Annotated in this window: 10 protein-coding genes and 1 pseudogene; all 11 read right to left on the bottom strand. The window is 69.7% G+C overall.

Annotated features, from left to right (window positions below):
* On the bottom strand, positions 1-1063 hold a 1063-nt coding region (locus tag JZ792_RS39840), incomplete at its 3' end, for a TrbL/VirB6 family protein (RefSeq protein WP_216918065.1).
* Positions 1060-1851: a DUF8175 domain-containg protein gene (locus tag JZ792_RS39835; protein ID WP_216918064.1), complete on the bottom strand. Its 792-nt coding sequence runs from the start codon at positions 1849-1851 to the stop codon at positions 1060-1062. The genes JZ792_RS39835 and JZ792_RS39840, both read right to left, overlap by 4 nt.
* Positions 1852-1865: 14 nt before the next feature.
* Positions 1866-2510: a DUF8175 domain-containg protein gene (locus JZ792_RS39830; protein ID WP_216918063.1), complete on the bottom strand. Its 645-nt coding sequence runs from the start codon at positions 2508-2510 to the stop codon at positions 1866-1868.
* A 20-nt stretch (positions 2511-2530) separates the two neighbouring features.
* The gene (locus tag JZ792_RS39825; protein WP_216918062.1) at positions 2531-2833 is read right to left on the bottom strand and encodes a hypothetical protein; all 303 of its coding nucleotides are present in this window, start codon (positions 2831-2833) and stop codon (positions 2531-2533) included.
* A gap of 2 nt (positions 2834-2835) precedes the next feature.
* Entirely contained in the window at positions 2836-3132 is a 297-nt protein-coding gene (locus tag JZ792_RS39820) for a hypothetical protein (RefSeq protein ID WP_216918061.1), read from the bottom strand.
* Complete coding sequence (locus JZ792_RS39815) at positions 3129-3791, bottom strand: hypothetical protein (RefSeq protein WP_216918060.1); 663 nt, start codon at positions 3789-3791, stop codon at positions 3129-3131. Before JZ792_RS39815 ends, JZ792_RS39820 begins: the two co-directional genes overlap by 4 nt.
* A 4-nt stretch (positions 3792-3795) precedes the next feature.
* A complete protein-coding gene (locus tag JZ792_RS39810) occupies positions 3796-4518 on the bottom strand; it encodes a DUF8176 domain-containing protein (protein WP_216918059.1) in 723 nt (240 codons plus the stop codon).
* A 112-nt stretch (positions 4519-4630) separates the two neighbouring features.
* Positions 4631-6103 (bottom strand): cutinase family protein, encoded by a 1473-nt coding sequence (locus tag JZ792_RS39805; protein WP_216918058.1) that lies wholly within the window; start codon positions 6101-6103, stop codon positions 4631-4633.
* 67 nt (positions 6104-6170) lie between these two features.
* Positions 6171-7307: a lipase family protein gene (locus JZ792_RS39800; protein WP_216918057.1), complete on the bottom strand. Its 1137-nt coding sequence runs from the start codon at positions 7305-7307 to the stop codon at positions 6171-6173.
* Positions 7307-8545, bottom strand: coding sequence for a cutinase family protein (locus tag JZ792_RS39795; RefSeq protein ID WP_308165635.1), 1239 nt, complete (start codon positions 8543-8545; stop codon positions 7307-7309). Before JZ792_RS39795 ends, JZ792_RS39800 begins: the two co-directional genes overlap by 1 nt.
* Positions 8542-9205: pseudogene (locus JZ792_RS39790) on the bottom strand (insoluble domain protein); the annotation flags it as partial. The gene JZ792_RS39795 and the pseudogene JZ792_RS39790, both read right to left, overlap by 4 nt.

The following is a 9205-nucleotide window of genomic DNA, read 5'->3' as shown; positions in this document are numbered from 1 at the left end:
CGCCGTCTCCGGAACCTGTTCCGCTGGGAGCGTTCTCGCCTTCGCTGACCTTGCGGGCTCCGCCGCCCTGTCCTGCTGAGCCCATTGCGACTCCGGCGAGACCACCGGCCATCACGGCTGTGGCTCCACCACCGCCGCCGAGGGTAGCGACCGCCGGAGCGACCAGGCGGACCAGTGCGGGCAGCACGACCACGGCCATCACCAGCAGGATCAGTCCGAGCAGGATCTGCTGTGGATCGGTTTGCTTCTCGGTGCCTATGACCGTGAACGCGATCGCATACACGAGTGCGCCGACGGGCTTGTAGAGCACGAACGCCAACGACCAAGACAAGAGTTTCTTGTATGCCTGCGACCCCGGGCCGGTCCCCGACGCGGCGGCGGCCAGCGGGATCACCGCGACCACGAGGATCAGAAGGGCTTGGCGGATGACCAGCATCACCAGTTGCACCAGGCTGCTGAGTACGCCGACGAGCCCGACGATCAGCAGCAGGCCCGAGGCGATTCCGCTGTTGTCGAAATCGGCGACGCGATCGACGGCTCCGACGAGGTCGCCTCGGCTGGCGTCGAAGATCACCCAGTTCGCGAATTGGTCTCCGGCGCGGGTGCCCAGGGTGATGACTGCGGCGAAGACCATCGACGCAAAGACCGCGCGGGCGAGCATGAGGAAGCTCTCTTGCGCTTCCCCGGCCAAGCCGGCGCGTTTGGCCAGTGCGAGACGTGCCGCGGCGAAGACGATTCCGGCCGTCAGGAGCAACACTTGTAGCCCGCCGCTGTAGTCGCGGATCACCGACAAAGCGGGACCAGGTTCACCGCCTGCGGCGGTGAGATCCGGGGACGGAAAACTGGTCCACCACCCGATAGTCATCCGCAGTGTGCTGGCGAAAGCGTCGGTCATCAGGTCGATGATCTGCTCGTAGGCCGAACTCGCCGCGTCGGTGGCGACCTGTCCGAGTTGTTCGCAAGCTTGCTGGGGCCCCAGCGGTATGTCACACACCTCTGGCACCGGTAGCTGTTGATGTCCGGAGCCGGATGCTGGAAGCCCGAGGATATTTTCATCGCTCATGAGCTGGTCTTCCATGACCCGAATCCCGCGAGGCTGGTGACATATGTACCTGGTCCCCACAGGGTTTCGATCTCGGCCGGCACCCGGACGCGCCAGTCGCCGTCGATCCAGGCCATCGGCCAGGTCGCGACCCGGTATCCGAGATCGTCGCGGGCGGCGAATTCGACCACGGCGAGGTCGTCGCGGTAGCCGGGGCGGACACGGACGCCGTCGGGGACCACGACGTAGCGGCCTGCGTCTGGGGTGCGTTCGCGGGAGCGGGCGAACCGGTCCAGCAATGGGGTTCCGCCACCGTAGTAGCGGTCCCGTACTACCTGCTGCCACACCGGTTCCGGTGCGGCGAGCGCGCGAGCCAGGGCATCGGCGGCGGCCAGGGCCGCGCCTTGCGGCGTGCGGGCGAATCCGGTCGCGATGCCGTCGCGGATCGTGGTCGGCCCGTCGCTGCTCGAGATCGGCAACGCCGCCCCGCTCCAGCCGCGCTGCCAGCGCAGACCAGCGGGCGCAGTACTCAGGTAGTCGGGCTTGCCCGGGTCCGGTCGAGCTGTGATGTCCTGCGGTACCGCGACGCCGGATTCGGCGCCGGGCACCTCGAGGCGGTTGCCGAACAGATCCGTTCCCGGCGGCAACACTGTTTCGGACGGACTCGGCTTCACCACGGCCGAAGGTGTCGCGAGGCTGCTGGGAACGGTCTGCTCGTGGTCGGAGTCGCGGATGGTCAGCACGAACACGGCCACAACGACTGCGGTGATCGCGGCGAAGACGATGATCAAGGGGCGGTACGAACGCATGTGGCTGAGTCCTTTCAGCGCGGCGTGAGTGCGACGAGGTCCGGCGGTGTCACCGCGACAGCGGTCACCGGCTGCGCCACGGTGGCGGTGTCGGGTAGGGCGAGTCGCCAGTCGTCGTGTTGCCACAGCACGGTGGTGTGGTTGCGGGTCAGTGAGTTGTCCGGGTGCAGGCTGTAGATGTCGACGTCGCTGGAGTCGAGGGTGTAGCGGCTCACGATGTAGCCGAGGACTTTCGGTGCGCCGTCGACGATGGGGGCGGTGATCGAGATCTGTGCACGGGCCACGGCCCAGGCGTCTCGGGCGGGTCCGGGGGCGAGCATGCGGGCGCCGATCTGGGGCCATTGAGTATCGGTGGCGATCGAGGTCCGCACTGTCGCCTGGATCGCGGCGACCGCGGCACCGGCGGGCGAGCGATCGAATCCCGAAGCGACTGGGCCTTCGACGGTGCGTGGTCCCTGGTTGGTCACCGGCAGGTCCACGCCTTGGAAGGGCCACCATCGGATGCCGGTGGGTGGTGTGCGGACGGCGTCGACGGTTGTCGTGGTGTGGTCTGGGTTGGCGGTGTCGGTGCCGCAGCCGAGCAGGGCCGCGGCGGCGATGGGGCCGGTGAACGCGATCACGGCGAGCACGCCCCAGCGGTGGATGCGGTCGGGGTTCACAGTCGGTCGTCTCCTCGACATCAGGTGGAGGGCAGGACAGCCAGGGCCAGCGAACTGGCCGAGCCGAGTAGCGCCGCACCGAGCAGGGCGCCGATGAGTCCTTCGATGCTTTCCTCGCGGTAGCTGCGGATCGCGAGGAGCCCGCCGACCCAGACCGCGCGGGCGATGCACAGCAGCAGCACACACCACGCGAGGTAACCCAACAGTTGAGTCAGGGGCGAAAGGACCTGTGTGGGCAGTTGTTTGGCGGCGTCGACCACGGTCTCCCGGCTGTGGCCAGCGCCGAGGCCGGTGGCAGTCGGCCGGTCGGTGAGCGGACGCATCGTTATGTACCGCCGGTGACGACGGCGTTCATGATTCCGCCTGCGCTGGTGGCGATGATGCCGCCGACCAGGGCGCCGAGGATGATCTTGGGGGATTCGATCGCTCCGCCGTGGAAGCGTTCCCACCCGAATTTCCCGCCTGCGTAGATCAGGGCGGCGATCCCGGCGAGCATGACGATCCAGGACAGGTAGTTGACCAGGTTCAGCAACTGGGGTGCCCCGGGAGGCACGGTGGGTGTGACCTTGATATCTTGGGCCAGCACGGTCGCTGCCGCGCCGAGCGCCGCGACGGTGCTCATGATGTTGTCTCCGAATTCTGCTGTGCGGCAACCGGTCCATGGTTGGCCGCGAGTCGGGTGACGATCTGGTGCCCGGCATGGTGCACGTCAGCGGGGACGGCCTCACGCAGTCGCACGCGGCGCCGTGCCGGGGCTGGATCGAAGGGTGTGTACTGGGCGAGGTCGGCCAGTTCGGTGACTACGAGTTCGTCGTGCCAGCCGATCTCGTAGACCGCCTCGACCAGCTCGGCGATCACGCTGCGGTACCGGCGCACCGCCACGGGAACCTTTCCCGGCCGTGCGGCGGTCACGGCGAGCCCGATCACCGTGACACCGTCGGGGGCGAGTCCCGCGTGCCATTCCCGCAGCCGCTCAGCGGCGGCGGTGAGTCCGGGGATGCACAGTCGGGCCGCGATGATCACCAGTTGCGTGGTGGCCGCGGAGGCGGGCCAGGCGACGCCGGTGTCGGCGGCGGGCGCCCACCAGCGGGCGAGGGTGGAGGTCCCCGCGCCGCCGTGTGCTCCCATGACCGCGAACAGCGGTGGATATTTTCCGGAGGTCGGCAGCGGCGTCTCGCGCACCGGCGCGGTCCTGGTCGGGGCTTCCACGGTCTGCGGGTCGAGGCGGTTCACACCGCGATCGACAGGCTCGTCGGCATGCAGGCGAAGTAGGGCGGCCATCGGGTCAGCCCTGCTTCTGGAAGTTGGTGATGACCATGCGGTCGGCGCTGTCGGGGCGGGCGTTGATCAGTTGCAGGTAGTCCAGGCGTTGGCCGTCGGGGTGCAGCTCGACCAGATGCACCTGCGCGGCGGTGTCGGCGATCGGGGTGATCGCGACGCAGTGCGTCGTGCCGTTCGGGATCGAAGCGATACCGTCAGCGAGGGATTCGAGTGCCAGCCCGGCTTCGCCCGACACCAAGGCAAGCGCTGCGGCGGCGTCACGTTGCCGGTAATAGGCATAGTCGAACGCAGCGATAACCCCGGTCACGGTATGCGGCTCCCCCGGCCCGTCGGTGACGGTCGCCCCGGACAAACCCGCACATGCTCCTGTCGGGGCGGCTGTCGTGACCGGTGGCGCGGCCGTGATCATCGGGATGGCCGTCGCGGGATCGGGCGGCTCGGTCACCGACCGGATGCCGAATCCGACCATGACCAAAGCCACGGCCAGAGCGGCGATCAGCCCCATCCAAGCTCGTGTGTGACCTGTGCGGGGTCTATCGGTCTCGACATCTCCTGGTGACGTGCGATCCGGGACGCTGGACTGGTCGTGCAGCCACTGCCATTCGCTGCCGGTGCGGACCATGCCGTCGCTCGCGTGGGCGATGATCGGTTGCGAGGCAGCGGGTTCGGTGTGATCACCGAGCCATCCGAGTCCGTGGGCGTGGTCGGTGCGCGTGGTGTGGTTCATAGGGGTCACCTCCTTTCAGGAGAGCGGATGTGGTGGGCCCTTCGGGCGGCTCGCCGGACGGGATCAGCGGCCCTGTGGGTACAGCCCTGATCGGCCGCCGCCCGAAGGGGTCTCAGCGCCCCGGCGTCGAGGGGATCGAACTGGCCGGTGGCGTGTCGGTCATGCTGGGCTGCGGGGTCGCTGTCCGGCTCGGTGCGGGCGACGATGGTGTTGCGCTCAGGTCGCGGGCGGCGGCGGCGAACCAGTGCGCGGCGGCGTCGAGTGCGGATTCGCCGGATGGTGTGGCGGGCACGGTTTGGTAGGAGTTGTGGCGGCCGGCGGTGTCGCTGTAGCGGGCGGTCCCGGCCAGGGTGTAGAGCTCGCTGGGTTCGGTGACCGCAGTGGTAATAGCGGTGAAGGCTTCGTTGACCCAGCGGTTGGCTGTCTGTGGCGGGACGAGTTCGACGACGGCGGCGGCGAGTTTGGTGCCCAGGATCGCGACCGCCGCGAGCGGGTCGGCCATGCCGACGGCGGCCAGTTCGGCTACCGTCGCCGGGGTGATCACGGTGCGGGCGACCGTGATCGCGGCGTTGAGCCCGATCGTGCCGATCTTGAACAACGCCGAGAGCGCCTCATCCGCGGTCGGTGGCACGGTGTCCGCTTGTGAGGCTTGAGATATCCGGACCGCGAGGGCTGTGGCGGGTTGATAGGACAGTTGGTCCAGGCTGGTGCCCGAGAGGTCTTCGTTGACCACATCCACCGCGGTGCGGAACACCGTGGTGGACAGTGCGTCGGCGAGGGTGGAGATCGCGGCGATCGGATCCCGCAGATCGGTGCGGGAGGCGAGGTCGGTGACCGCTGTCGCCAAAGTTCCACCGGGTGTGGTGTTGCAGGTCGCGTCCGCGGCGACGCACAAATCCGCGACCCGGCCGATCAAGGCCCCGTAGCCGGTCGCCGCAGCGGAGGAGGCGGTTATTCCGGCGCCGGTCAGCGCCGGGTTCAGCAGTTGGATCTTCGCGACCTGGCTACCGGTTGTTCCGGGCGCTGGTGACGGGGTCACCGAGTCCGCGCGTCCGGGCAGCACCGGACTGTCGGGTCGACGCTCGGGGTTGGCCAGCAGCGCGACAGCGGCCACCTGGTCGGCGCGGATCCCAGCCGACCCCGCACCGACACGGGCAGCGAACTCCGATACCGAGGCAGCTCCGTGCGCGTATCCAGCGACGGCGATTCGCGTGTTCGGGCAGCGGGTCACCACTTCGACCGCCGACGCCTCGAGCCGTCGCGCGGCGTCGTCGATCGCGGTGTGGAACGTCGGGGACGCGCCGTCGACCGCGGTGCCGAAGGGAATGTAGGTGCGCTGCACCAGGTTTCCGGCTGCTGCGGTCATGGAACCGAAGAGTTTGCCGAGTGCGCCGCTGTCGCTGGTGACCGTGGCGTCGGTGGTGCCTTCCTCGCCACCTTGCACACCCAGTGCGTGCAGGCTCGGGCAATTTTCGGTCGGTTCGGCGGTGGCGATACCGGCTCCGGTGAGGGTGGTCAGTATCGCGACGGCGACCGCGACGGCGACGGTCGTGGTTGGGCGGTGGCGGGGTTGGATGATGCGCATCGGTGTTCACCTCGTTTCGGTGGGCCTGCCCGCACCGGGACAGGGATTTTCGCGGGCGGCGGGCCGTTCAGTTGGTCAGCGGTTGGGTGAAGGGAGGTCTGGTCAACCGAGGAGAGCGCAGGTAGCTCGCGAGTCGCGATACGGCTTCTCGCGCGCCGTCGATGGCGGTCTGTGCGTGCCCAGTGCTGTATTCGCGCCAGCTCAGATCCACTCCACGAGTGCGGTATTCGGTGAAGAGGTCGCGTCCCATGGCGACGGGGACGAGCGTGTCTTCGGTTCCGTGGTAGAGGTGGACCCGTGCGTGGGGTGTGGCGCGTCCGGCGGTTTTGTTGGCGAGCACGTAGCGCCAGAGCGGGTCGTTCCAAGGGTCGGGCCGTTCACACCACGCCTCCAGGGGGACCTGTTCGAACGTTGTGATGACTTCGGCGGCGGTCATGGTCTGGGCTCGTTCGATCGCGCGGTGCCCTTCGGCGGTGATCAGGTGCGTGACCGGTAGATGGGTGTAGGCGCGGGTGAGTCCGATCAGCCCGGCCAAGGTCAGACCCGCCAGTGGCCCGCCGTCCATATCGGCGGCGAGTCTGCCGGGGTCGGCGATGACCGCACCTGCGGCGATCCCGCGCAGGTCGAGTTCGGGGGCGTAGTCGGGTTGCAGTTCGGCGGCCCAGGCCGCGGCGCGCCCGCCGTCGGCGTATCCCCAGGCCGCACACGGTGCTTCGGCGGCAATCAACTCCGGGAGCCGTAGTGTGGCGCGGGCCAGGTCGAGAACGGCGTGCGCGGCGGCGCGTCCGGCCAGGAAGGCGTGCGGACCGAGCCCGGTCAGCCCCATTCCCTGCCCATCGGGCACAGCCACCGTCCAACCCCGTTCCAGCGCGCTGGAGATGAACTCCGTCTCCGGCTCGGATTCGTCACGTGTCAGCAGCTGCGAGGCAGCGGTATCACCGCCCAGGCCGCGGAAGACCGGGCAGTACAGCAGGATCGGGGCCCGGTCGGTCGCGGCGTTCGGGCCTGCGGTGATCACGATTCCGGAGGCGGGGATGGGCGCTTTGTGGGAGGTGCGGGTGGCGTAGACCAGTTGCCATGCCCGATACGCACCGGGCAGGTCCGGGGTGGTGACGGGGCGGCGGTGCAGCAGCTCGCCGGGTCGCCGATGGAGGTCGAGCTCGGGTGCGCGGTAGAAGTCGTCGCCGGTCGGGGGTTCGTTCATCATCGGCTCCCGGCGATGTCGTGGGCCAAGGCGACCATCCAGGCGATCCCGGAGCCGAGTTGACCGGAGCTGGCGTAGCCGTTGTGACGGGCGACGGTGTCGGCGTAGCGCAGCAGGACTGCCGGGTTGACGAGGTCGGCGTTGTCGGCCAGGAGTTGGCCCCAGGCCGCAGTGAGTTGTCCGGCGAGTTTGGGCAGCAGCACGATCGGGTTCGCGGTGACGGTGGCGACGATCTGGTCCCACCTGCCCGCCGCGGCCCTGCCGTCGGGGACGGGCGTACGCGGGTCGGCGGCCTCGACCAGGCGGGCTGCGAGTCCCTGCTGCGGGAGGTAGTCGACATTGCCGCCGTCGACGGCGAAGTCCTCCAGCAGCACCGTCGTCCAGGTGTCGCCGAGGGCGGCGTGTAGGAGTCCGTTGAGGGTGCCGAGCGCGGTGAATGGGTTTCGCAGGTCTGCTTGGGCGGCGATCTCCGCTCCGACGCGCAGGAACGCGGCGCGGTCCGGTGCCGAGCAGGCCAGGTCGCCGTCGGTGCAGATGTCGGCGACCCGGCCGGTCAGATCGCCGTAGCCGATCGCACCGGCGATGCCCGCGCCCCCGGCGGGCGGATTGGTGATCGCGACCTGCGACACGGCGGCGCCACTGGTGCCGGGTGCGGGGTCGGGAACGAGCTGTCCGGGTCTTCCGGGGATCACCGGCGCGCTGGGGGCGCGGTCTGGGTTGGCGTACAGGGCGATACCCGCGATCCGGTCCGCGCCGATCGGCCCGACACCCGCGCCGATATCGGCAGCGAACTCCGACATGGCTTGCGCGCCTTGCGAATAGCCGACACCGGCGACGAGCGTGTCGGGGCAGGTGTCGGCGATCTGGGTGGCGGCGGCGTCGAGCTGGTTGCGGGCCTCGGTAACCGACACCGCGTACGGGTCTGGGCCACCGCCCGGGACCACACCGCCGAACCCGGCACCGTACGGGATGTAGGAACGTTGCACCAGCCCGGGAGCCGCCGAGAGTACGGGCGCGAGGAGCGCACCAACAACTCCGGTATCGGCGAGCGGGTCAGCGGTCGGTGAGGACTGACCGGTGCCTTGGACTCCGAGGATGTAGAGGGCCGGGCAGCCGGGTCCGATCGGCACTCCCCCCGCCGGAGCGGCACCAACCGTGAGCGACATGGCCGAACAGATCGCCGCAGTGGCCAATGTCGCGGCTAGTCGACGGGCACCGCCGCTGGAGGTGAGAGTCACGGCTGGCCCACCCCAACTCCGGCTCCGAATCCGGCACCGACGGTTCCCGCGGCGACCGCCCCGACCACAGCGACCGGGACACCGGCCACGAGCGCGCCCGCCGCCGCACCGGCTGCGCCGCCGAGTGCGGTTCCGGCGACGCCGGAGGTCACCGTGCCGAGGACCGGGACCGGGACGACGGTGCCCAGGGCCGCGCCCGCGATTCCGCCGATGGTGCCGCCGACCAGGGCGCCGACCACGGCACCCGCGACAGCGGCGGGCGCGCCGACGGCGACGGCTCCTGCCGCGCCGCCGATTCCGGCACCGGCCAACGTCGCCCCGGACACTCGGTCCGAGCGCCCGGCGGGGATGCCGACGGAGTCCAGTGCGGTGGCGACTTGGGCCTCCAGCCCGGCTGCGGTGTCGTTGATCAGGTCGGCGTATTCCGGGGACAGCCATTCCGGGCGCGGGGCCTGCCATTGACCGACCCGGATCGTGTTCTCCGGGGCTTCGATCGGCGCGACCGGCTCGACCGGCTCGGGCAGGTGGAGGTCCTCGATCCGGATCGGTTCGACCGGGGCCTCCGGTGGCGGAGCCGGGCGTGAGGGTGCGTCGTTACGGACTTCGGGGGGCTGGGAGTAGTAGACCAGCGGCGGGGCCGGTTCCTGTTCGGGCGCGGGC

This window comes from Nocardia noduli (assembly GCF_019038455.1).
Lineage (GTDB): Bacteria > Actinomycetota > Actinomycetes > Mycobacteriales > Mycobacteriaceae > Nocardia > Nocardia noduli.
This window is presented reverse-complemented; position numbering and strand designations above follow the sequence as displayed.